Annotated in this window: 27 protein-coding genes and 2 pseudogenes; 8 read left to right on the forward strand and 21 right to left on the reverse strand. The window is 36.7% G+C overall.

The features are described from left to right. The first annotated feature begins 576 nt into the window (after window positions 1-576). Window positions 577-699: a hypothetical protein gene (locus BV906_RS19970; protein WP_281254098.1), complete on the forward strand. Its 123-nt coding sequence runs from the start codon at window positions 577-579 to the stop codon at window positions 697-699. Between the two features lie 23 nt (window positions 700-722). Further along, window positions 723-1,001 carry a CBO0543 family protein gene (locus BV906_RS20190; RefSeq protein WP_425435159.1) on the forward strand — a complete coding sequence of 93 codons (279 nt, stop codon included), beginning with the start codon at window positions 723-725 and terminating at the stop codon, window positions 999-1,001. Window positions 1,002-1,609: 608 nt separating this feature from the next. On the opposite strand, the gene BV906_RS00905 is transcribed toward BV906_RS20190, so the two are convergent. From BV906_RS00905 to BV906_RS00925, 5 genes are all read right to left on the reverse strand, one after another. Beyond that, window positions 1,610-2,617, reverse strand: a complete 1,008-nt coding sequence (locus tag BV906_RS00905) for an LLM class flavin-dependent oxidoreductase (protein ID WP_087971595.1) — start codon at window positions 2,615-2,617, stop codon at window positions 1,610-1,612. Between the two features lie 30 nt (window positions 2,618-2,647). Then, on the reverse strand, window positions 2,648-3,679 hold the full coding sequence (lplA, locus tag BV906_RS00910) for a lipoate--protein ligase (protein ID WP_087971596.1): 1,032 nt from the start codon (window positions 3,677-3,679) through the stop codon (window positions 2,648-2,650). Window positions 3,680-3,696: 17 nt separating this feature from the next. Beyond that, window positions 3,697-4,575 (reverse strand): SIR2 family NAD-dependent protein deacylase, encoded by an 879-nt coding sequence (locus BV906_RS00915; protein WP_087971597.1) that lies wholly within the window; start codon window positions 4,573-4,575, stop codon window positions 3,697-3,699. Between the two features lie 9 nt (window positions 4,576-4,584). Next, a complete protein-coding gene (locus tag BV906_RS00920) occupies window positions 4,585-5,367 on the reverse strand; it encodes a protein-ADP-ribose hydrolase (protein ID WP_087971598.1) in 783 nt (260 codons plus the stop codon). 102 nt (window positions 5,368-5,469) lie between these two features. Next, a complete protein-coding gene (locus BV906_RS00925; protein ID WP_087971599.1) occupies window positions 5,470-5,802 on the reverse strand; it encodes a glycine cleavage system H family protein in 333 nt (110 codons plus the stop codon). 241 nt (window positions 5,803-6,043) lie between these two features. Here BV906_RS00925 and BV906_RS00930 point away from each other — a divergent pair, with 241 nt between their 5' ends. Then, window positions 6,044-7,228 (forward strand): NADH-dependent flavin oxidoreductase, encoded by a 1,185-nt coding sequence (locus tag BV906_RS00930; RefSeq protein WP_087971600.1) that lies wholly within the window; start codon window positions 6,044-6,046, stop codon window positions 7,226-7,228. A 782-nt stretch (window positions 7,229-8,010) separates the two neighbouring features. Here BV906_RS00930 and BV906_RS00935 read toward each other — a convergent pair. After that, window positions 8,011-8,679: pseudogene (locus tag BV906_RS00935) on the reverse strand (DNA alkylation repair protein). Between the two features lie 748 nt (window positions 8,680-9,427). Beyond that, complete coding sequence (locus tag BV906_RS19665) at window positions 9,428-9,514, reverse strand: group II intron maturase-specific domain-containing protein (protein ID WP_245843832.1); 87 nt, start codon at window positions 9,512-9,514, stop codon at window positions 9,428-9,430. Between BV906_RS19665 and BV906_RS00945 the strand changes: the two genes are divergently transcribed. Further along, entirely contained in the window at window positions 9,486-9,947 is a 462-nt protein-coding gene (locus BV906_RS00945) for a reverse transcriptase family protein (RefSeq protein WP_087971601.1), read from the forward strand. The genes BV906_RS19665 and BV906_RS00945 overlap by 29 nt on opposite strands. A gap of 255 nt (window positions 9,948-10,202) precedes the next feature. On the opposite strand, the gene BV906_RS19295 is transcribed toward BV906_RS00945, so the two are convergent. The 11 genes and pseudogenes from BV906_RS19295 to BV906_RS01000 form a co-directional block, all read right to left on the reverse strand. Further along, window positions 10,203-10,358 (reverse strand): hypothetical protein, encoded by a 156-nt coding sequence (locus BV906_RS19295; RefSeq protein WP_176330234.1) that lies wholly within the window; start codon window positions 10,356-10,358, stop codon window positions 10,203-10,205. A 50-nt stretch (window positions 10,359-10,408) separates the two neighbouring features. Continuing rightward, window positions 10,409-10,588: a cold-shock protein gene (locus BV906_RS19670; RefSeq protein WP_087972147.1), complete on the reverse strand. Its 180-nt coding sequence runs from the start codon at window positions 10,586-10,588 to the stop codon at window positions 10,409-10,411. Further along, window positions 10,540-10,830 (reverse strand): annotated as a pseudogene (locus BV906_RS00955) (VOC family protein); the annotation flags it as partial. The pseudogene BV906_RS00955 and the gene BV906_RS19670, both read right to left, overlap by 49 nt. Window positions 10,831-11,041: 211 nt before the next feature. Next, entirely contained in the window at window positions 11,042-11,218 is a 177-nt protein-coding gene (gene sda, locus BV906_RS20195) for a sporulation histidine kinase inhibitor Sda (protein ID WP_087971603.1), read from the reverse strand. 56 nt (window positions 11,219-11,274) lie between these two features. Then, the gene (locus BV906_RS00965) at window positions 11,275-11,640 is read right to left on the reverse strand and encodes a hypothetical protein (protein WP_176330235.1); all 366 of its coding nucleotides are present in this window, start codon (window positions 11,638-11,640) and stop codon (window positions 11,275-11,277) included. A 28-nt stretch (window positions 11,641-11,668) separates the two neighbouring features. After that, a complete protein-coding gene (locus BV906_RS00970) occupies window positions 11,669-11,878 on the reverse strand; it encodes a hypothetical protein (RefSeq protein ID WP_087971605.1) in 210 nt (69 codons plus the stop codon). A 27-nt stretch (window positions 11,879-11,905) separates the two neighbouring features. Further along, window positions 11,906-12,085, reverse strand: a complete 180-nt coding sequence (locus tag BV906_RS00975) for a hypothetical protein (protein ID WP_087971606.1) — start codon at window positions 12,083-12,085, stop codon at window positions 11,906-11,908. Continuing rightward, entirely contained in the window at window positions 12,069-12,323 is a 255-nt protein-coding gene (locus BV906_RS00980) for a hypothetical protein (RefSeq protein WP_087971607.1), read from the reverse strand. Before BV906_RS00980 ends, BV906_RS00975 begins: the two co-directional genes overlap by 17 nt. A gap of 535 nt (window positions 12,324-12,858) precedes the next feature. Continuing rightward, window positions 12,859-13,248 (reverse strand): hypothetical protein, encoded by a 390-nt coding sequence (locus BV906_RS00990; RefSeq protein ID WP_087971609.1) that lies wholly within the window; start codon window positions 13,246-13,248, stop codon window positions 12,859-12,861. A 225-nt stretch (window positions 13,249-13,473) separates the two neighbouring features. Then, window positions 13,474-13,647: an aspartyl-phosphate phosphatase Spo0E family protein gene (locus BV906_RS00995; protein ID WP_087971610.1), complete on the reverse strand. Its 174-nt coding sequence runs from the start codon at window positions 13,645-13,647 to the stop codon at window positions 13,474-13,476. A gap of 760 nt (window positions 13,648-14,407) precedes the next feature. Further along, complete coding sequence (locus tag BV906_RS01000; protein WP_087971611.1) at window positions 14,408-14,953, reverse strand: NUDIX hydrolase; 546 nt, start codon at window positions 14,951-14,953, stop codon at window positions 14,408-14,410. Between the two features lie 624 nt (window positions 14,954-15,577). Here BV906_RS01000 and BV906_RS01005 point away from each other — a divergent pair. Next, window positions 15,578-16,504 (forward strand): aldo/keto reductase, encoded by a 927-nt coding sequence (locus BV906_RS01005; protein WP_087971612.1) that lies wholly within the window; start codon window positions 15,578-15,580, stop codon window positions 16,502-16,504. A gap of 106 nt (window positions 16,505-16,610) precedes the next feature. Here BV906_RS01005 and BV906_RS01010 read toward each other — a convergent pair whose 3' ends face one another. The 3 genes from BV906_RS01010 to BV906_RS01020 all read right to left on the reverse strand — a co-directional run bounded on the left by BV906_RS01010 (window position 16,611) and on the right by BV906_RS01020 (window position 18,756). Further along, window positions 16,611-16,943, reverse strand: coding sequence for an iron-sulfur cluster biosynthesis family protein (locus BV906_RS01010; protein WP_087971613.1), 333 nt, complete (start codon window positions 16,941-16,943; stop codon window positions 16,611-16,613). A gap of 75 nt (window positions 16,944-17,018) precedes the next feature. Further along, the gene (locus BV906_RS01015; RefSeq protein ID WP_087972148.1) at window positions 17,019-17,813 is read right to left on the reverse strand and encodes an SDR family NAD(P)-dependent oxidoreductase; all 795 of its coding nucleotides are present in this window, start codon (window positions 17,811-17,813) and stop codon (window positions 17,019-17,021) included. Continuing rightward, window positions 17,803-18,756 carry an MBL fold metallo-hydrolase gene (locus tag BV906_RS01020; protein WP_087971614.1) on the reverse strand — a complete coding sequence of 318 codons (954 nt, stop codon included), beginning with the start codon at window positions 18,754-18,756 and terminating at the stop codon, window positions 17,803-17,805. Before BV906_RS01020 ends, BV906_RS01015 begins: the two co-directional genes overlap by 11 nt. Before the next feature lie 165 nt (window positions 18,757-18,921). Here BV906_RS01020 and BV906_RS01025 point away from each other — a divergent pair, with 165 nt between their 5' ends. From BV906_RS01025 to BV906_RS01035, 3 genes are read left to right on the forward strand one after another with little or no spacing between them, the layout of a single operon-like run. Further along, the gene (locus tag BV906_RS01025) at window positions 18,922-19,647 is read left to right on the forward strand and encodes a glycerophosphodiester phosphodiesterase (protein WP_087971615.1); all 726 of its coding nucleotides are present in this window, start codon (window positions 18,922-18,924) and stop codon (window positions 19,645-19,647) included. A 39-nt stretch (window positions 19,648-19,686) separates the two neighbouring features. After that, window positions 19,687-20,613 carry a ribonuclease Z gene (gene rnz / locus BV906_RS01030; protein ID WP_087971616.1) on the forward strand — a complete coding sequence of 309 codons (927 nt, stop codon included), beginning with the start codon at window positions 19,687-19,689 and terminating at the stop codon, window positions 20,611-20,613. 13 nt (window positions 20,614-20,626) lie between these two features. Then, window positions 20,627-21,997, forward strand: coding sequence for an aldehyde dehydrogenase (locus tag BV906_RS01035; protein WP_087971617.1), 1,371 nt, complete (start codon window positions 20,627-20,629; stop codon window positions 21,995-21,997). Window positions 21,998-22,034 lie beyond the last annotated feature (37 nt).

Here is a 22,034-nt window from a genome sequence, read left to right on the forward strand (position 1 = left end):
GTCATCAAAATGTCATTATAATGTCATCACAAATTATAATAAAAAATGCCACAATATTATCGTTGTGACAATGTATTTATTTTATATTGTTTTTAAGTTGAAAACATCAATACCTTTTATATCTCTATCTTTGCCAAAATCCGGACCGAATACTTCTTTACTAATAACAAAAGGTATTTCTTCCTTTTTCATTTTCTATTTGTCATATAATTTAAAGAGTTAACCTTCATATTTACTTTAAATTTTTCAATCTAATTTTGAAAAGCTTTCAGCTAAAATTAATAAGTAACAATATTTTCTTTTATCATAGCAAATAAATAAGAAAACAACAAAAAGGAAAGCACTTGTTTCGTTATCCTAGAAAAGTATTAGAAATATCAAAATATCATTTCGATTTGCCAAGTGATCTGGGCATTCAAATAATGATATCCTTCCCGAGGATGTACAGATGTTCTAATTCCGTACCATACTTCTAATCATTTTTAAATTACTTCAGAAACGTTGATATGAAAGTGTTTTAACAAAAACTATTTCAGGATATTTTATATTTTTACAAAATTTTCGGGGTGGTTGGGGGTGATTTCTTTAACCCTTGCTACCCCTTGTGCTGCACACTTGGATAGTGATCACAATTATTCCAGGGAGCAGGCGGAGAATTTAGTGAAGATTGCAGATGAATTTATTGGAGATCGTATATAAAAATATGCCACTTCATTTATTGAGTGGTTTTTAATCCTAAGTATCTTTCTATAGGATTCCTTTTATTATTCCTGAATTTAAGAAAATTGCCGATTAAAGATGGGCTTATTATTTTTCTATCTGCCAGTTATATCGCCGTCATACTCGGAACTATTGCAGTAGAAGAAGGTATGCTTGATTATCCTGTTAGACACCTCAGGGATCATTTTGATTCTAGTCTGTTATTTGAAATGCTTTACCTACCCGTGTTCTATCTTTATTTTTACCGCACAACACTTTATTCAAGGACTTTTAAGTTATAATTCAGTCTGTCATTTATAGCGCTGCATTGACCATCATCGAGTATCTACTGAACGCCATACTGACTTAATCGAATACCATACATGGACATGGGTACACACACTTATAAGCGTGTTTTTATTTCTTACTTCGATACATGCTTTTATAGGATTATTCAAACAGAAAACATAACTGATTGTTAAGTCCCTTGCCGTCCTTTTTTCAATTTTAGCTGCTACTTAATACCTTGTCATTTTAGACTATCTTGCATCTGTTTTTATCGATATTTTGTTTGAATGTGGATATCGCTAACGACATTTCCTGAAATTTTATACACTAAGTGAATTTCAACCTAAAAAAGTCGAAATCCCGTATATAAGGATTCAACTTTTTTAGAAGCACCATTTACTTTAAGTACACCATTTTACAATCTTCCTTACAAACAAAAAACTAAACATCTTACTATGCTGCTCTATTCCGATACAGTAATTGCATTTAATATGCATTAAGAAGAAAAATACTGAGTTTCTCAGTAGAATCTAAGATATATAGTTCTCTAGAATAGACATTACTTATATCACTCATTAGCTACAAGAGGTAGTTGCCTAAGCATACCGATCTCTCTGAAATCCTAATTGAATGCTCTAGCCAATAATTCAATTGCTTTTTTCCGGGCTTCCAATCCTGGCATAAGCGGTACTAACAGGACTTCATGAGCCTTAAATTGGGTAATCATCTCATTTAATTGTTCTGTGACACTTTCAATATCGCCCACCACCATCTGGATTCGATTCGCTTGAATGATTGCCTTTTCCTCTTCCGTATATGAATAATTTCGAGCTGTTTCAACTGATGGAAATTCTGTCAAATGGCCAAAATCATCCGTGCCGAGTAACCAGAAATCTAAGGCTTCTGCGTATTCTTCCGCTTGTTTATTCGTTTCAGCAACGACAACAAACGGGGCAATGGACACTTTTGGTTCTGGCATGAAGGATGAAGGTTGAAATTCATTACGATATGTCTCCGCTGCCTGGATACCAATATTCAATTTATTAATGCCTGCAAGTGGGAACAATCCAAACGTATAGCCAATTCCTAATTTTGCAGCCAATTTGGCATTTCTGACACTTGTTGATAACAACCACATCTGAGGAAGGGTTGAAATAACAGGGTTAGCGGTAATCCCAGAGAAACGATGGTTTCCATCCACTTGGTCGCTCAAATACTTGGTCAAATCAACAATACTCTGCTCGTAACTGAGTTTACTCTTTTTATTCTCATTCAATGAACGATTCACAATGGGCGTTCCTACCGTATTGCCTATTCCCAAATCAATTCGACCAGGATGAAAAGCTTCGAGAATCCGAAAATTTTCAGCTACTTTATAAGGACTATAATGCGGAATCATTACACCGCCCGAACCGATTCGGATCCGCTCTGTCGCATCTGCTAAACGCATCATGATCAGTTCCGGTGAACTACTGGCAAACGCAGGAACATTATGATGTTCTGCCATCCAAAACCGTTCGTAACCTAAGACCTCAGCTAATTGAGCTAGCTTAATTGCATTCTGTAAAGCTTCTTGGGCATTGCTACCTTCATCAATTTGAGCGTAATCTAAAATCCCTAATTCAACCAATTTTACCCTTCTTTCTAAATCTCATGGCACTTATACTTTTTCACTTAAGATAAAGCTAACTAATTCTTCATTCGTTAGTTTCCCGAAATAATTATTCAAATTCAACGGCCTTAACGCTTTTAATAAGTCCTCTTTTCTTAACCGTACACCGACTAATGCTTCTTCCACATCTTTTATATCTTTTGTTCCGAAGAAGTCACCTGTAATCTGGAGCGCAGCAATTTTAGCGTGCTCAATCGTTAAGCCGACACTAATCGTTCCAATTGAAAAACGTTCTGTCAAACGATATTCAAACTCATTAAAGCGACCATAGTTCCAGTCCCAATTGTTGTATTTCTCAGCGGCAATTTTATCCACACCCGCCCAATCTTCTGGTGTTAGTTCATAACGCTTCGCTTCACTAACGTTAGTAATTTCAAGTAGTTGGCAAATCATATAATCAGTAAAGTCCCAGACCGTCATTTCCTGGTATTCTGGTGCTAAATGTGGACGGATTGATCCTACTCGACTACGTACAGATTGAATCCCATGTGATTTAATTTTCTTTTGGTTTGGATTCAATACGGACACCATTGCTTCATAATTAGGATCTAACAGTAACGAATACCCAGCATATACGCGACCATTCTGTAAGGTCATCGCTGCACCAGAAATTTTCTTGCCATCTAAAACTAAATCATTACGACCTTTTTGTTCTAAATGTTCTACACCTAAATTCTCAAGTGCTTTGACGACCGGTTCATACAAACGTGCATAGTTTCCATGAATGTCAGTACTGCCATCGAATAAGAAACAAAAACTCATATTGCGATCATCGAGGTAAATCGCACCGCCACCTGTTTCCCGGCGAATGATTTTAATATCATGTGCATCCATATAAGGCTGATTCACTTCCTCGTATGCATTTTGGAATTTGCCAATTTGAACAGCTGGTTGCATCATGTATGGAAACAAAACATCATCATCTAAGAAAATATGGTCTTTCACATATTCTTGTAAAGCCATTGCCATTCCTGGATCATAAATCCATTCTCCATTACGCTTCGATTCAATTAAATACATTTGCTTGCCTCCATTATTCACTTGCTAATCGTATGTATCACTTCAGCAATATCTTCATCAATTCTTATTGTTTGCGGACGAATTGCATGTGGAATGAAGTAATCTTTTTGATTCATTGTCACATACAACGCTTTCTCATTTTCTTCCGTCATTTGTTGGAAAGGATGTTTAATAAATTGTGGGGTAGTATGTCCCACGCCAATTTCCAAAAATAACACTTTCTTATCTTTATTTTCTTTTAAGAATTGTTCATAACGTTCTTTCTGTTCATGAAAATGACCATCTTCGACCATTCCCTTTTCTTCATTACGTTTATTAACTTCCAAAACGACTCCACATTTCGGACAATGAGGAACTAAATTGGCAGGTATCTTCATATCCGACTGTTCTCGGGCCATTTGGCGAATTAAGGCCTCATCTTGATACGTCTGTTGATGACAGTGGTCAGAACATTGCCACAACCCGTATTCCCCTTGAATACGAAACACTTTATCCATATCAAACTCCGATGCATAAAACGCATTATCGGCATTCGTCGTAATAACATGATAATTCTTATCCGTCATCTTAAATCGCAAATCGATATATGCTTGTCCCGCTGGTTGATCAAAGAAATTTAACAGACTGAAGCGACTTTGAAAAGCCCAATATTCTTGTTCATCTTCAAAATCAAATAGACTTGCTTGTAACATGTCAAAGAGGCGATACTTTGTAATAAAGTCAGGAAAAGCGTCCGTAAATCGTTTCCCTACATAAGTAAAACCAGTCGCTGCAGACATTCCTGCACCAATCCCAATGACAACTGCCTCAGCTTCATCAATTAATTGGTTTAATAACTCGGCTTGTGTCAATGATGATTCCATCATTAATGTCTGCCAATGTTTAAGTTGTGGCATAACAATCCCCTATTCTTTCCTCGCTAATAATGTCTGATAAATTTGTAAATCCTCATCTTTAAACACATTAAAAATAACATGAAGCTTTGACCTAGTATCTCTTATGTATTCTGTCACCGTTTGAATCGCAATTTCAGCAGCGCGTTGATTAGGGAAATTAAATTCACCTGTCGAAATGCAGCAAAAGGCAATGTTGCCTAATTGATATTCATCGGCTAATGCTAAACAAGAATAATAAGAAGAGGCCAGTAATTGTTCTCTTAAAGGTGAGACACCACGTTGGTCGATAAATGGCCCAACTGTATGAATACAAAAATTTGACGGTAAATTATAAGCCTTTGTAATTTTCGCTTTCCCAATTGGCTCTTTGCGACCTTGTGCTTTTATTAGCTCATCACATTCTAATCGCAATTGTACGCCTGCACGGGTATGAATAATATTGTCGATACATTGATGATTTGCTTGCATGCAACCTAGAAACTCACTATTAGCTGCATTAACAATTGCATCAATTGCCAGACACGTAATATCACCTTGCCATAAATAAAGTTGCGGCTGAATAGCTTCTAAATCATGCAGGGAGGTTACGTGTCGTTCGTTATTCCACTGTGTTAAGAAAGCATCTTGAACCTTAACAAATTGCTCTGAGATTGGTTCAGGCTGTCGGATATTACACAGAGCTCGAAACAACGCTATTTTTTCATCTACTGTATCCGTTTTATACTGCTTCATTTTTTCATTATCTTTCAATAAATAATCAATTAGATAATCCAATCTAGCATCTTGATCCATAACGTACTCCTTGCGAAATATACTAAAAAAAAATAAAACTATTACGACTGATCAGCACTCTGACTTAAGATAAATGAATAGGCTCTACCAAGCATTTATTAATTAAGCTTCTTCTAATAGGTTAAATGCTTCTTCATCCACGTTTGTTAATTTTACTACCCAGTTTTCTTCCGTTTTGGCTGAGTTTAGTAGGGTTGGTTCACTTATTGCGACTTCATTGCGCCCAACAATTTTTCCAGCCAATGGAGAAGCCAGATCAATAACAGTCTTTGAAGCTTCTATGTTTGCAATTGTATCATCCACGTTAAGTGTATCCTCATTCATGTATTCTACAAATCCAACTGTACCAATATCATCTTGCAATTCTGGTGTCATACTTAACGTATAAACGTCATCATTTTTTTCTATAAATAAGAAATTCCCTCGCTTTTTCATTTCTATTCCTTCTTTCTTATATAAATTTCACCATGATATATCTAAGTATATCATGTATTAGCAAGACGTGAAACAGAGTGTCATACTCTTTTGAAAAATGATTGGATGGAAAAGTTATTATAATGAACAAATCTATTGGTACAGAGAGAAAAACTGTATTAATTTGACACTACCTGGCATAGGTGATAGCTTTAATTTATTAGTAAATATAGTGCGATGAAGGGAATTGGAAGATATACAAATGAAGACAACAAAACAATACAGCCCTTTGTTTAAGACAATCGTTCTACCCAATGGTATTGAATTAAATAATCGCTTTGTCCTATCCCCGATGATTACGAATTCTTCAACTATTGAAGGTTATGTAACTGGGGAAGATTTGGCTTATGCGGAAAGACGAGCTCGTTCATCACCTCTCCAAATTACAGGCGCTGCGTATATCGAAGAATACGGGCAACTGTTTGAATATGGTTTTAGTATCGATGATGATCGTAGTATCGAAGGACTCAAACAACTTGCTCAAGCGATGAAAAAAGATGGCTCTAAGGCAATTATTCAATTAACCCACGCCGGTCGTTTCTCCAAAATATCGCTTAAGGATTTCGGTGTCGTTTATGGTCCAAGTAAAATGAACTTGAAGAGTCCCGTTGAACATACCGTCTTATCAATGTCCAAACGCAAAATCAGGCATGTCATTATCCAATATGCTGACGCAACCCGTCGTGCGATTAAGGCCGGTTTTGATGGAGTTGAAATTTCAAGTGCTCAGCGTTTGTTAATTCAAACATTCTTATCCACTTATTCAAACCAGCGTGATGATGAATACGGTGCCCAAAACATTGAAAATCGTTCACGTTTTGGTATCGAAGTGATGGAGGCTGTCCAAAAAGTTATTGATGAAGAAGCACCAGATGGCTTTATTTTCGGGTTTAGAGGCACTCCAGAAGAAACGCGCGGAAATGAAATTGGCTACAGTGTAGAAGACTTCCTTTATTTCATGAATCGAATCATGGAAGTAGCAAATATCCAATACTTGGCCACTGCAAGTTGGGGAAGGAACATTTATAAACAAACGATTCGCCAGGGTAAATTTAAACATAAATTTATGAATCAAGTTGTATATGAACATATCGCTGGTCGTATTCCGGTTATGGCCACTGGTGGCATCAACTCACCGGAAAAGGCACTAGAAGCCCTCCAATTTTCTGATATGGTTGGTATGTCTACACCTTTTGTTACTGAACCTGACTTTGTTATCAAATTAAAAGAAGGCCGGGAAGATGAGATTAATTTAGGGCTTTCTCCAGAAGAGCTTGCCGATTTAGCGATTCCTGAAAGAGCCTTTAAAGACATTGTTGAATTAATGGATATCGGCGGATCGCTTTCAGAGGTAACACGTTATGAATTACGCAAATTGTATAAATAATACTAGACAATCACACAAAAAAACACCAATCCTTATTAAACTCGTTTAGTGGTAAGGCTTGGTGTTTAAATTTATATATTAATATGGCATCGTCTTTGCAACGTCTGTCCTTCACTACTGCTTGCACGGCCAAAAAGAATCTGCCAACAGATACGTGTTTCTGAATCAAGTTGATAAATGTTTAGCAAAGGAAATCCTTCAGAAGCATTGGATGTCCTTTTTTATTTTCAAAAGAAAGATGATCATTTTGATGACCGCCTTGTTGAATTCTTGCACCAATTAGCTATTAAATTTATTTCTTATTTCGAAGGTTAACAAAAACTAAAAATGAAAATAATATAAAGAAAACAATACCAACACCAAGCAATATGTCAATAATCCATCCCATAAAAACCCCCCCATTAAAGCAATTATGTTCTCCCGTCTTGAAACATACGTTTACTTATCTTGTTCAACAAATCCTGCTCCCTTAGTTAAAAAAGACCATTGTATTGACGATTTCCTTGTTGTGTTAAAGCACCAGATTGTGGAAAATCTTTTTCTATTGAATAGTATCGGTGTACTGCGCAGCTGGAAAGTTGTTCTTCTTAAGATTAAGCGCCCTACAGATCAAAAAGAGATAGTGGGTTAATCCTTTACATCTTCCTTGTATATTTCACTAACTAGCTGCCAAAACGCGTTGTTTTCTTTATTTTTCGGTCCAAGCCTATTACAATTTTCATATTGAGGCTTTGAATTCCTTTATTTTTTGCATTAAACCCTAATAAAATTTTCAGAGGTAACTAATTATTATCTCGTTTGTTAACTTCAATCGTAATGAACTCCGGCAAATAGCTGGGAGTACATCCTTTTGCTACTATTTCATCTTTGTAAAGACCCGTTTTCTCACCAAGTTTAATACAACGTGCGCGATTCTTTTCATCATAAACGCCTATCCAGCCTGCGGTGAAATTCATAGCCCATTGAACTTCCGGTTTTTCCTGCGTAATATTAGCTTCTAATGCAGATAGCAAGTCTGCGGTGTTATCAGGCGGTGTTTGACCAGTCCATCTCAATCGCCCTTGATAATACCAGAAAGCTCGCCTTTGAAGAGCAGAAGGACTATTTTCCCATGACTCCATCAATGCAATTTTCTTCTTGTCTTAGGTGAGCTGATTAGCCATTAACCAATCCATTAAGTTATTTCGCTCATCAAAAGTGTGAGTCTGCATATCCTTATCAAGCTTATTTAGCACATCTTGTGAAAGAAGTTTTTTGTCCATAATTAAGATTGCTAATAGTCTGGGCAAAAACTCTTCGGTTGACCAAAGTTCCATAGCTAGTTCGTGATCTTTTTTAATGTCCTTCGCGATTTTTCGTAAGTCGCCTAGCTTAGTTTTACTATTGATCTGAGGGAGAATGTTTTCTGCTTTTGCAGAGCGTTTTATTTCTGTACCTTTATTTTCATTCATTTTATACAACTCCTTTATTAAAGCACTGTTTCATAATATGTCCTTGACAGGATTTATCAAGAACTTAATTTCGTTATAAGTCTCATTGCAGTGGTGTGCCTCCAAAGTTTACCTTTTTTAATATTGTAGCATATATCGTATTAAAGCCTTCTCCACCTATAATAGAAGAGCAACCATCTTTAATATAATAGTAACATTTACTTTTAATTGGATACGAAAAGAGCATTCCTTTTTAAAGAAACGCTCCAGTGTGTTTAAGTAGATTGGATTTCACTAGAAGTCTGGATGAACGTTATCCCAAAGATCTATTCGAGAAGCATTTCAACGGACTTACCAGCGGGATGCAACAAGTTTAATTGATTTTTTATAAACGAGATCGAACCAATAATAGAACATGATCTCCATTATTCTTTTAAAATCGAGTAGGAGGGTAAGTTAAATAACTTTCCTCTCCTCTCACACCACCGTACGTACGGTTCCGTATACGGCGGTTCAATTTATATCGCAGTGTGTACTCTTAAATAGTAATCTTGGGCAAAGGGGATACCCCTTTGCCTTAAGCGTTTGTTAGATAATGCTCTTTGGACCACCTTCGATAGTCCAATGAAGCGATAACCTTTTCGACAGAACGTTAAACCTTTCGCTTCCACTTTGGGTATGCCAAGCTTGACAAGTGATTTTATTCTCTTCTTGCTGTTTTTCCATTGCTTCCAAATTATTACTCGCAACCTAGAGCGAAGTTTTGCGTCTATTCTCCAAGCGCTTTCTTCATGTTGGCTATCTTAAAGTAATTGATCCATCCAAAAATGACCTGTTTAAGTTTGACGATTCTCACATCTAGAGAAATACTCCAATTCCGTTTTGTCAATAAAGGTGCAAGTGGAGTAGACGGAGTGACTGTGGAAGAATTGAAGGAACATCTTAAGGAACATAAGGATGAACTCCGTGCTCAAATCCGGAAAAGAAAATACCAACCAGCGCCGGCACTGCGAGTAGAAATCCAAAATGGGAAAATGCGTAAATTAGGTATTCTAACAGTTGTCGACAGATTGGTACAACAAGCAATCAGTCAAAAACTCAGTCCTATATTCGAGAAACAATTCAGCGAATACAGCTACGGTTTCCGACCAGAAAGAAGCTGTGAAATGGCAATTATTCAAGCTCTCTACCACACTCGTTTCTTCCTTTCCTTTCACGTGACGGTAAGACACCTCGCTTTTGGGTATCCTCTGAGATACGCTCATACTTTCCTCATTAACACATTCTGAAGTATATCTTCCGTGCATTCATGGTGTAGATGCATTATAAATTGTTCAGCCCTTCATGATGTTCATCACTACTATGGCTTCGGCTGACTTCTCACGATAAACCTTTTTCGACCAGCTTTCTTTATAGGGGACTCCTGAACTGTCCGTGAGACCTCCCAGGGTAAGACAACTATCTTTCCTCTTTTACTCGCCTGATTTACTCTATAGGATTACGCACATCTTTTAGACTTTGACTTGATTTGGAGCCTTATCCACCTATAGAGCCTTGGTATCAGATTTCTGTTCGTCGAGCCCAAGATTTTGTTCCACGCTTCCTTCAGCACCTATCTCACGACAAGAGCCTTGCGCTTCTCTAGTGGTTGGTTGATGTGTACCCCCACAATGGACTTTCACCACCCAGATAGTCGCCATGCACAAATAAAAAGCTCTTCTATGACAGAAGAGCTTTTTTCTATATTTTGTTATAATTTAACAACGTTAATTGCTTGTGGTCCACGGTTACCTTCTTCGATATCGAAAGAAACTTGTTGACCTTCATCTAAGCTTTTGAAACCTTCGCCTTGAATTGCTGAGAAGTGTACGAATACATCGTCTCCACCTTCAACTTCGATGAAACCGAAACCCTTATCATAAAATGAAATGCTTCTTCAATGTTTTTTGTATTGAAGTGGAATGCTTGGGTTTTAAATACTCTATCCTCTGAATAAATCTTGCTATCTAACACAATCCCTGTACCTTCCATAGGTATAACGTAAAGATGACCAAACTGAATTTCTCCATCCGTTTTTAGCCCTAAAATATCGCAGTACCAATCTCTCGCTTTTTCTATGTTGCTTACTGGGATAAACACTGTTCCGATTTGTTTTAAAATAGGATTTTCCATAAAAAGACCCCTTTAAATGAGCTTATTAAATATTCCACATATTTAATATAAATTCCTGCCCTTTAGTAAAAAAGACCGCCATAAGACGATCTCATTGTTCTGTTAAAGCACCCTATAGCACAATAAGAGAGGTGCTTCTATTAGCTAGTTTAGTTTAACTTATTGTACAAGTCTAATTGTAACAAGAATCAACTATTTTTAACTATTTCTTTTATTTCTCTTCTCCTTCCCCTAATTTATCAGCCAAATTTATCTGTACTTTAACATTGGAAAGCAAGTTTCTATTTGCCAATTCTGTTTCTAAAAGACTAAGAAAATCTTTGTTTAAATTCATACCTAATGCCTCTTTATATGATTGAATTAAAAGCTTATCTGATAAATTTCCCATATCACATCTCCTTTTTTAGAAGGCATGCCTAGCTTTCAAGCCAACTTTAGGGCTAATTATCCTTCTTTGACAAATTTCCCTTCCTCATGAAAGTAAATACCACCATCTCTTGCCATTAATTCTTGATCTGTCTTTGTACGTAATTTCATGTCTTGTGCATGAATCATTAACGGGTTTACATGTTCTGTAGATTCAGTTATAACAATTATTCGCTCCGAGAATCGGTTTTCTTTCCATTTTAAATACATGATTAAATCTCTATTATCTTCACGGGAAACGTAAACATAAAAAATCTTCCCATTATAATTGATTGCTCCAACAAAAGGTTCTGGTGTTGGAATGATTTCGGATTTCGGAAAGTAAAAATATAGCTCATAAAACAAAACACGTTTTAATACATCTTTTATTTGGAACTTCACCAATAGTTCGTTTGATAGGCCGGGGCATTCGCTATGTCTGCCCCGGCTTGTCCAAGCGTATAAATGGGAATGATTTGTTTCCCTTTGTGTGAACGAGATCGTTCTCCCCGTCGCGCTGTCTCAATTCACTGGTTCGTTGCTGTAACAGGTTTAAATCCCTTAACGTTTCCAACACTTCCATCAGGTCCACTTCATCGCCCTTTAATTCTTTTAGTAGGCGTGTCACGTTACGTGCTGCCAATTCTTGTACATTAGCAAAAAAGGCATCCTATTTCCCGAATAAACCACGTAGTACGGTGACCGTTCCTTCCACTACATCTTCCGCAGTACCTTCCATCGGATTAAATTTATCTGTATCCGGGCTAGTTGGGTCAATATAGATATAGGGGATTTCCATTTCATCGCAAAATTCTTTTACCTTTTCAGCAAATTCACCCTTGGGTTCCACGACCGGTAAACCCAGTTTCTTGCCCTGTTTCTTTTGCATTAAGAGTTGATAGATCATTGGTTCCAAGACAGATGCGGTTTTCGGAACGTGTGACTCCGACCACCAGCATGTGGGTAAACATGTCCTTGCCTTTCCAAACGATTGGTACATCGTTATGTTCTAAGGAATTTCCCAACACAGTTACAATTTCTTCACTCTTTTTGCTTTTTGATTGCTTTAAGTCTTTCTTATATTCCATATATCCTTCTTCCGGCTGTTCGGTGATCCGTTGATGTCTCTTTTTTTGCGGTAGGACGATTCCGCGCGCATGTACATGATATTCAGGTAAACCCCCAGTAATCCAAGCAGAACTATCGTTAATTTCATTATGAACTCCCTAGTCACCATCTGTTCCCATTGCCAAAACTTAAAGGCTAGGCTCCCGATGAACATGACAATGAACAGCGCGATTGTAAGAACAACGAGGCGATTTACGTTCGTTGAATCCTTCTTTCTCGCCCATTTACTGACAGCGTAAAGCAAAAAAAGAGAGCTTGCCGAAATCAATGGAAACATTGGGGCTGGGATGACTATCTCTTGGAACATAAGACAGTATCCGGTAATGGCTAGTATAGATGCAAGCAAGGATATTGTTATAAGCATGTTTGATCACCTCTTTTTAAAAATGGGTATAAAAATAGTACCGTTTTAAGCAACGGTACTATTTGTTAAGCATCTTCGTTTGGAATCATTCCTATATAACTTACGCACCCTTTAAAAAGAATTTATATTCTCTAATAGTACGGATAAGGATATGCATATGGATACGGGTAAGGATAATAAGGATAGGGAGTTGGAGCAATATAAGGTAAAAGAGCTAAAGCAGCTAGGGACGCTAGTGGAAAACGTCGACGTCTAAAACGCCGAAAACCTCTTCTTGGACGTCCATACCCACCAGCATAAAACTGTCGAGTATCGTTCTCATTCTCATCCTCACTACCTCGCTCCATTACCTCTTCACCAACTAAAACATCGATATTATCCCTATCTACATTCTGAATAATACCCTCCATCGTAGTTCCATCTGCCATCGATAAAGTCACATGATAATTCATGAGTCTTTTACACTCATCATATAGATACCTTGAATCGTTACTATATTCATAGTTATTTTCTATGCTCATTGTTTTCCTCACTCCTTTTTAAATACATGGTATTCACCTAGGAGAATGATGTTACTTATGTTGATTTAGTATTTTCTATTTATCAATCGTAAACTATTCATATGGGTTATTATTGCGCATAAAATAGCACCATTTAATGAACGGCACTGATGCAATATTATTTACTGTTAGCATGTTAATTGAATGTGAAATATCTCCTTATCTGTCTAAGATTTTTTAGATATTTTAATGAAGCTCACCATTTTTATATTGGTTAAGAAGACTATCTAGTTGCTGACTGCATTCTATTGTTCTGTGGTTTACCAATCCGTACCTCATTCCAAGTTGTATCATTTCTTCCTTCTTTATTAAAATTGCTTTTAGTAAATCGGAATGAACCGGTTCTAATACTTGTATCATTAATTTTCTTCCCCTCTTGAATTTAGTCTGTTCTTTTAGTCATTAGTTTTATCATCATACAAACTATTATTACAACCTATTAAAAAGATTACAATATACTCGACAAAACATATCATAATTTGCCAGAATCATAATTCACAATTTTGTAACATTTATAGATTATACTCGAATTATCTCTTTTTAAGTTGGTCTAGAATTTACTGAACAATAAAAACATATTGCAGTAAAACAAGACAAGTTAATGATGTTACGATTACCCCACCGAAGGCAGAGAAATCAAATCGAGAAATAGATGTAGATGAATTGGTGGTAACAGAATTGAAAAAAACCAAAAATGGCAAAATACATTTAAAACACAAAATCGGAATAGCTATAATGATTCTGATTTTGTGTTTATTAATATAAATAGATATATTGGCTACGCAGTTCCGCCACAGAGCATTTATTTACACATGAAAAAGATATTAAAAAAAATGAATTATCTTATTATATTGTCGCCTCATTCATTAAAACATACTCACTCCTCATTATGTATAGAGGGAGGTATTATTAAGAGATATTACCGAACGTCTAGGTCATGAAGACATAAATATGCTGATGAAAATTTATGCGCATACAACTAAAGGTCAGATGAAAAAAATACCAACAATTACAGCCTATTCTAAAAGCGCTACAATTGTTGGTTTAACAATGTTTCCAATTAAGCAATTACTTTATAAAATCGTTAATGTGGGATATCAACAAAATGTTAATTCAATTTTTATAGCCTCCCCAGCGCATGAAGGTATAGGATTGCATAATTTGTTTTTGCATCATGAATACGTTCATCGACAACATATTGCTTTGCCTCTTCTAATGTTAATTCAAGAACTTCGACAAATTCATCTTCATCTCCCATTGGGGGGTTCTCCATTTTCACCAGCTGATCCGTAATATAGATATATATAAGTTCATCAGCAAATCCTGGAGACGTGTAGAATGATGTGACAAAAGATAGATCATTTGTTGTATAACCTGTCTCTTCTTCCAATTCTCGTACAGCAGCGGAAAGTGGATTTTCATTGTTATCTAATTTGCCGGCAGGAATCTCAACAAGTGACTTTTCCAATGGTTTCCGATACTGTTCCACAAAAATAATCTTGTTATCTTTTGTTATTGGAATTACTGCTACTGCACCAGGATGTTTAATCAGCTCTCTTTTTGACGCTTTCCCATCAGGTAATGTCACATCATCAACCTGTAGGTTAATTACTTTCCCAGTATATATCTTTTCACTTTTTATAGTTTTTTCTTCAAATTTCTTCATATTAACACACCCTTAGTTAAGTTTTATTTTCTATTTTAGCATATATTGCGGTTATTTCATTCCGAAGTCTGTTTTCCATAAAATTTGAACTGAAGTTATTTCTCTACCATAAGTGTCGTTTTTTCATATAAACAATAAACTGCGAACTAACTGCTAGATGATTACTATAAGTATGTGCTTTTATCGCCGTCCGGAATCGCTCTGGGCGAATGCTTTCCGCGAGGTCGGCCTCAGCCCTCCTCGAGAAAACCACTCTGCGGGGATTTCGGACACGTGCTTTTCCCGCAGGAGTCACCGCCCTCCGCTCACCCGGACTGGTGAAGTTGTATGCTGCTTTTTTAGCTATCGCAAGTGTAATAATTGCAAGTCAATTCTAGCTCTGGGAAATACACGTAGACTCCAACGGGAAGAGAGGCTCACTAGCCGTCCTTAGGATGCGCGCAGTGTACTTCCCAGAGCGGTGGCCGAAGTTACCTTATCCTAGTTGCAGTTTTCTCGATTTTTGGTGGGTGAATAATCACAGTTAGAAAGGTTAATCAATTAGCCTTTCTGGATGAAAAAGTTGTAATTCATACTAGCTGTCCTTACAATAAAAGACAAGGATTAAGAAACGGAGTGTGTATAATGAGGAAAAACAAGCTTGGCAAATCTGATATTATGATTTCCGAACTGACATTGGGCTGTATGTCTCTTGGTACGGAACAAAAAGAAGCTGCAAGAATGATAGACTATGCAATTGATTCCGGGATCAATCATCTAGACACAGCAGATTTATATGACTTTGGATTAAACGAGGAGATCATCGGAAAAGCGATTAAAGAAAAAAGGAATCAGATTATATTAACGACAAAGGTTGGAAATCACTTTAATAAAGAAACAAAAGACTGGTTTTGGGATCCATCAAAGGAATATATTCTTCAGGCAGTAAAGCACAGTTTACAGCGACTAAATACGGATTATATTGATTTCTGTATGCTTCATGGTGGAACATTGGAAGACCCGATTAGTGAAACAATCGAGGCATTTGAGGAGCTGAAAAAGGGGGGTCTTATCCGTGCATATGGTATTTCCTCCATCAGGCCAAATGTCATTCAGGAATTCGTTAAGCATTCCTCGATTGATGGTGTGATGACGCAATATAGCCTTTTAGACCGCAGACCGGAAGAAGAAGTCCTCGGATTATTGCAGAAAAATGATATCAGCGTTCTAAGCCGGGGGCCACTTGCCAAGGGTATGCTGAGCAACCAAGCTGAAAAGCTGATAGACGTGAAAGGAAAAGAAGGTTATCTGGATTATTCATATGAAGAACTGAAATCCATCAACCAAAAGTTATCCGCATTATTGCAAGATAATCAGTACATGAATGAAATTGCATTGAAATATGTTCAAAAACATCCAACTGTCGCTTCTGCAGTATTTGGCGCAAGCTCTGTGGAACAGATCCAAGAAAATGTTAATTTTGACTTCACAAAATCACTAACCGATGAGACATATGAAGAATTACAGCAAATTACAAATGCTATACGCTATGATAAACACAGGATACTATAAGCTTTTTAATCGAATTAAAGTAAATAAAAAAAGGGGTATGAATCGAATGTTTTCTAAATTCATACCCCCTTTTCTATATTTCATTTCGATTGTATTGATGAGTAAGTTAAACTTCATCGTTTTGCAAAAGATTTTGAGTAGGAATAAATGGATTTAGTATACCCTCTTTGCTGGAGAGTCGAAAAGTCCCTTTATGAATATCCAGTTTCATTTCCTCAGCGAAGAATACAGCTTGATCTGCATCAATATACGTCGTTACACTATCATTATCTATAGGTGCGTAATACGATTTTTTCTCTTTTATAAACCGGATGGTAGGCAATCCATTTACACCACAACCACAATCCTCAACATCATACCATAATAGTAACTGACTATCTTTATCTTTATTTAATTGTTTCAGTTGTTGTTTAGCTTCAGGAGTAATCATTAATTTCATTAGAGAATCCCCTCCATTATTTAGTCCTAGTTTAACTATAGACTCAAATAAATTGGTTGTCTAAACATCTGCATTTTACTTTTTGCTGAATTGTCTTTTAAGTAATGTTTCCATCAATTGCGGAAATAACCGGTACAGCACACTTCCTATCTCCATCCAAAAGGGCATGTTTAATTCCCGCTTTTTGGAGAATAGATGGTGGACCACCTTTTTAGCTACCCGATCAGGATCAAGCATATAACGTTCAACGTTTTTTTGATATGTACCTGAAGGGTCGGCAATAGAGAAAAAATTGGTATGAACTGGTCCGAGGTTAACTGCTGTGACAAATATATTATGTTGCCTGACTTCTTGTCGCAATGTGTTCGTAAAACCAAGGAGCGCATGCTTAGAAGCACCATATGCAGCTGATTTTGGTGTTGAAATCTTGGCTGCCTGAGAAACAATATTGATCATATGACCATTATTATTTTCGATGAAATGCGGAATAAGCAGCTGGGATATTTTCATAGGTGCATATACATTGAGCTGAAACATTTGAGAAACATCTGTCAACCTCATGTCAATTACACTGTCAAAAATCCCAATCCCAGCATTGTTAATTAAACCATGTATGTGGTCATGCTCTATCAATATTTGATTTATAATTGGTTCAATGTCAGCTTGATTTTGGAGGTCGATTTTATATATAAAGCTCTCTGCCCCCAATTTGTTTTCAATCCGAAGCTGTATGTCTGCCAACGTATCAATGGACCGTGCAAGCATAATCGGTATCCCACCATTCATTGCAATAGACATGCAAAGTCTTTCACCAATTCCACTTGATGCACCAGTAACAATTACTTTTTTATGTTTGAGTTTATTTTGCATCATAGACCATGATCCCATTCTCCATCGAATAATCAACCATCCCCATATCAAATAGATAATCGAGTTGGCCGACTGTTTCAGATATGGTCAGATTAAGTTGCTTCTCATAATGTTTTGGGAAGAGTTTCATGCAGAGTTCGAATGGAGTCGATGCTTTCTCCCGCAGTAAATGATATACTTTATTGGCTCGCTTTTCTTGGCTGATCAACCGTTTGTTTATGAGGTCAGCGGCATCAGAAAATATTTCACCATGTCCTGGAAATACGTTGGTTATTCCGAGACCCAGGCATTTTTTTAAACTGTTTCGGTAGTCAAGCATTGGCTTAGGTCTATCTTCAGCTTCGTTCATTGGAGCCTCTATCATCGGATTTGGTGAGATATGTTTAATTAAATGGTCGCCACCAATGAACAGGCCATCCTTTTCTCTGAAAAAAGAAAGATGTGTCTGGGCATGACCTTTCGTTTCAATTACTTTAAATTCTGGATGACCTGGTAACATGTCACCTTCCTGAATCTTTGCTGTTAATGAACCACTTCCAGCAAACTGAAATGTATCCATTAGTTTGGAAAATGCATAATGTGAATTTTCTGGAATACCAGTTTGATAATAAAATGCATCAAAAAACTGTTCGTTTTCATTTTTGAAAGATTTGTTTCTTGTTAACCATGATGCAACATTTTCATGTGCTGTAAGGTGTTGCATTCTTGGAAACTCTTCAATCAGTCCAGTATGATCTGGGTGGTGATGTGTTAAAATAATCTGCTCTATATCTATAGGTTTATAACCCAGTTCGCTCAGTTGGGCAATTACGCTTTCTCTTGCTTCATCGGTTTTAACACCAGCATCGACAAGTGTCAGCATGTCACCTTTGAGTAGGTACACATGGACATCCCCGACTTCAAATGGAGTTGGTACGGTCAATTGGGTAATAAAATTATTCATAAATTCAAGCCTTCCCCTATCTTCAATGAGTAGTCATTATTTTACCTTTGTTTTTGAGAATTGTACATAAAATTACATTATTAATGAATAGTACCCAATTTTCTGCTAGTGGAAATTGACTTATTTCATAAAATAAAACACAATTACATGTAGAGGTGATTATGGATGACTCAAATTATAGCTCATCGGGGTGCCAGTAAGTATGCTCCTGAAAATACAATGCCTGCTTTTGAACTGGCATATAGAATGAAAGCTGAGGGAATTGAAACAGATGTACAATTGACCAAAGACAATATTCCTGTGCTGATTCATGATGAACATGTTAAACGAACGACAGGTCATAGTGGCTATGTTAAAGACTATACTTTTGATGAATTAAGCCAGCTTGATGCTGGGTCATGGTTTTCAGATGAGTTTGCTGGTACGTCCATCCCATCACTCGAAGAATTTTTAAAATGGATCATTGATAAGCCTTTAGAGTTAAATATTGAACTGAAAAACAGTAAAATAGATTATAGTAATATTGAAAAGATCGTTTATGAAATGGTAGAACACTATAAATTATTGGAACGAACTACACTATCAACATTTAACCATGAAAGCGTGAAACGTTTAAAACCTATAAATGAAACGATTGGTGTCGCATTATTAACTTCAAGGAAACGAAAGGATCTTGCCGACTATGCAAAAATTCTTGGTGCTAATGCGCTTCATGTCAAATATCGTTTAATCAATAAAGCTCTTGTTCAGCAATGTAAACAGGGAGACTTGGCACTGCGTGTATATACCGTTAATAAACCCTCCCATATGATGAATTGTTTTTTGTTGGGGTGTGACGGTATTTTTACAGATGTGCCTAATACAGCTCTCATGTATAGAAGTATATTATAATTGTAATAGCTGGAATGGGGTTACAAATGGAGGATGAATATGCAATTAACATTTCTTGGTACAGGTGCAGGTGTACCATCCAAAGAACGCAATGTAACTTCTGTTGCATTATCCGTATTACAGGAAGTAAATAGCATCTGGCTATTTGATTGTGGTGAAGCAACACAACATCAAATACTGAGAACCTCAATAAAACCACGAAAAATAAATAAGATTTTCATAACCCATTTACATGGTGATCATATTTATGGGCTGCCAGGTTTATTAAGTAGTCGTTCCTTCCAGGCTGGAGATGAATTGCTAACTGTATATGGTCCTTGTGGAATCAAGGAATTTATTGAAACAAGTCTTCGTATAAGTGGAACTCATCTTACTTATCCTTTAAGTATTGTAGAGTTAAAGGAGGGAATGATTCTTGACGAGGACAAATTTACTGTATATGCGAAACAACTTGACCACGGGGTAGAAAGCTATGGATACCGAGTGGTAGAAAAAGATAAGCCAGGTGAACTTCTAGTAGCTAAATTAAAGGAAATTGGGATTCAGCCTGGGCCAATCTACCGAGAAATTAAAGAAAACGAAGTAGTCATTACAGAAAACGGTACCTCTCTCCACCAAAAAGATTTTATTGGTCCGAGTAAAAAAGGCAGAGTGATTACGATAATGGGTGATACAAGGACAAAGGATGCACATGTTTCATTTGTGAAGGATTCAGATGTTCTCGTTCACGAAGCTACATTCATGCATGGTAGATCAGATCTTGCAAGTGACTATTTTCATTCAACCAATACACAGGCAGCAGAACTTGCTGTAAAGAGTGATGTGAAACAGTTAATTTTGTCTCATATATCATCCCGTTACCAACAGGAAGATGAAGAAAACATATTGTTAGAAGCTCGTAATATATTCCCTACTACATACCTTGCAAAAGATTTCTTTGAATTTGAAATAGATAACCATAACTAGAGGAGTCGTTTCTATGGATTACACTGAAACAATTGTAACTGATCAGCGTTCATTCTTTTTGAATGGTAATACGGTGGATTATGAGTTTCGCAAAAATCAGTTACACAAACTTAAAGATATGCTTAAAAATAATGAAAATAGAATTTACCGAGCATTAAAAAGAGATTTAAATAAATCAAGCCACGAAACGCTCACAACCGAACTTGGGATGCTCTATTCAGAAATTGACCTTACGATAAAGAATTTAAGGATGTGGATGGAACCGGATAAAGTACTATCCCCCCTTACCCATAAAGGATCAAAAAGCTATATTATGAAAGAACCACTTGGTGTTGTACTGGTGATTTCCCCATGGAATTATCCATTACAACTTGCTCTTGCCCCTGTCATTGGTGCTATGGCTGCAGGCAACTGTGTCATCATTAAACCATCAGAACATGCCCGAGCAACTTCAGCAATTCTTGCAGATATGATGAATCAGACGTTTGATAGCTCCTATATTACGGTGATTGAAGGAGCGCAGGAGACCAGTGAGCAATTGCTGAAACAGCGATTTGACTATATTTTTTTTACTGGAAGTTCTCGAATAGGTAAAATTGTTATGAGGGCTGCAAGTGAATTTTTGACACCTGTTACACTCGAATTAGGTGGGAAAAGCCCAGCAATAGTAGATGAAGATGCAAATATTAACTTAGCTGCCAAGCGAATTGTTTGGGGTAAGTTTACAAACGCTGGACAAACCTGTGTCGCTCCAGACTATGTATATGTGCATGAAAGAGTTAAGTTTAAACTCTTAAAAACTATGAAAAAATATGTGAAAGTATTATATGGAAAAGAACCATTGAAAAATGAAAATTTCACAAGAATTATCAACGAAAAGCATTTTGATAGACTTGAGAAGTTTCTTTTAGAAGGTAATGTGTTACATGGTGGTAATACGAATCGGGAATCATTGATGATCGAACCAACCATTTTAGATAAAGTAACTTGGGAAGATTCCATGATGAAAGAGGAAATCTTTGGCCCGATTCTACCAGTGCTTACGTTTACGAATATTGAAGATGCCCTGTACAATATTAAAAGTATGGAAAAGCCTCTCGCCCTGTACTATTTTGGTGAGAGTGAAAAAATGCAGCAGCAGGTGATGGAATATGTATCATTTGGTGGAGGTTCCATCAATGATACTTTATATCATCTCGCAAATCCACATCTTCCGTTTGGAGGAGTAGGAAATAGTGGTATGGGATCCTATCATGGTAAGTACAGTTTTGATACATTTTCCCATAAGAAAAGCATTCTAAAACAAACAACAAAATTTGATATACCTTTTCGCTATCCAGGCAGTAAGTTGGCATCTAAGGTTATTAAAAATTTCATGAAATAAACACTAAAAACCCGCTCCTGTATACTGTGAGGGGTTT

Origin of the sequence: Oceanobacillus rekensis (assembly GCF_002153375.1) — a bacterium.
GTDB lineage: Bacteria > Bacillota > Bacilli > Bacillales > Amphibacillaceae > Oceanobacillus > Oceanobacillus rekensis.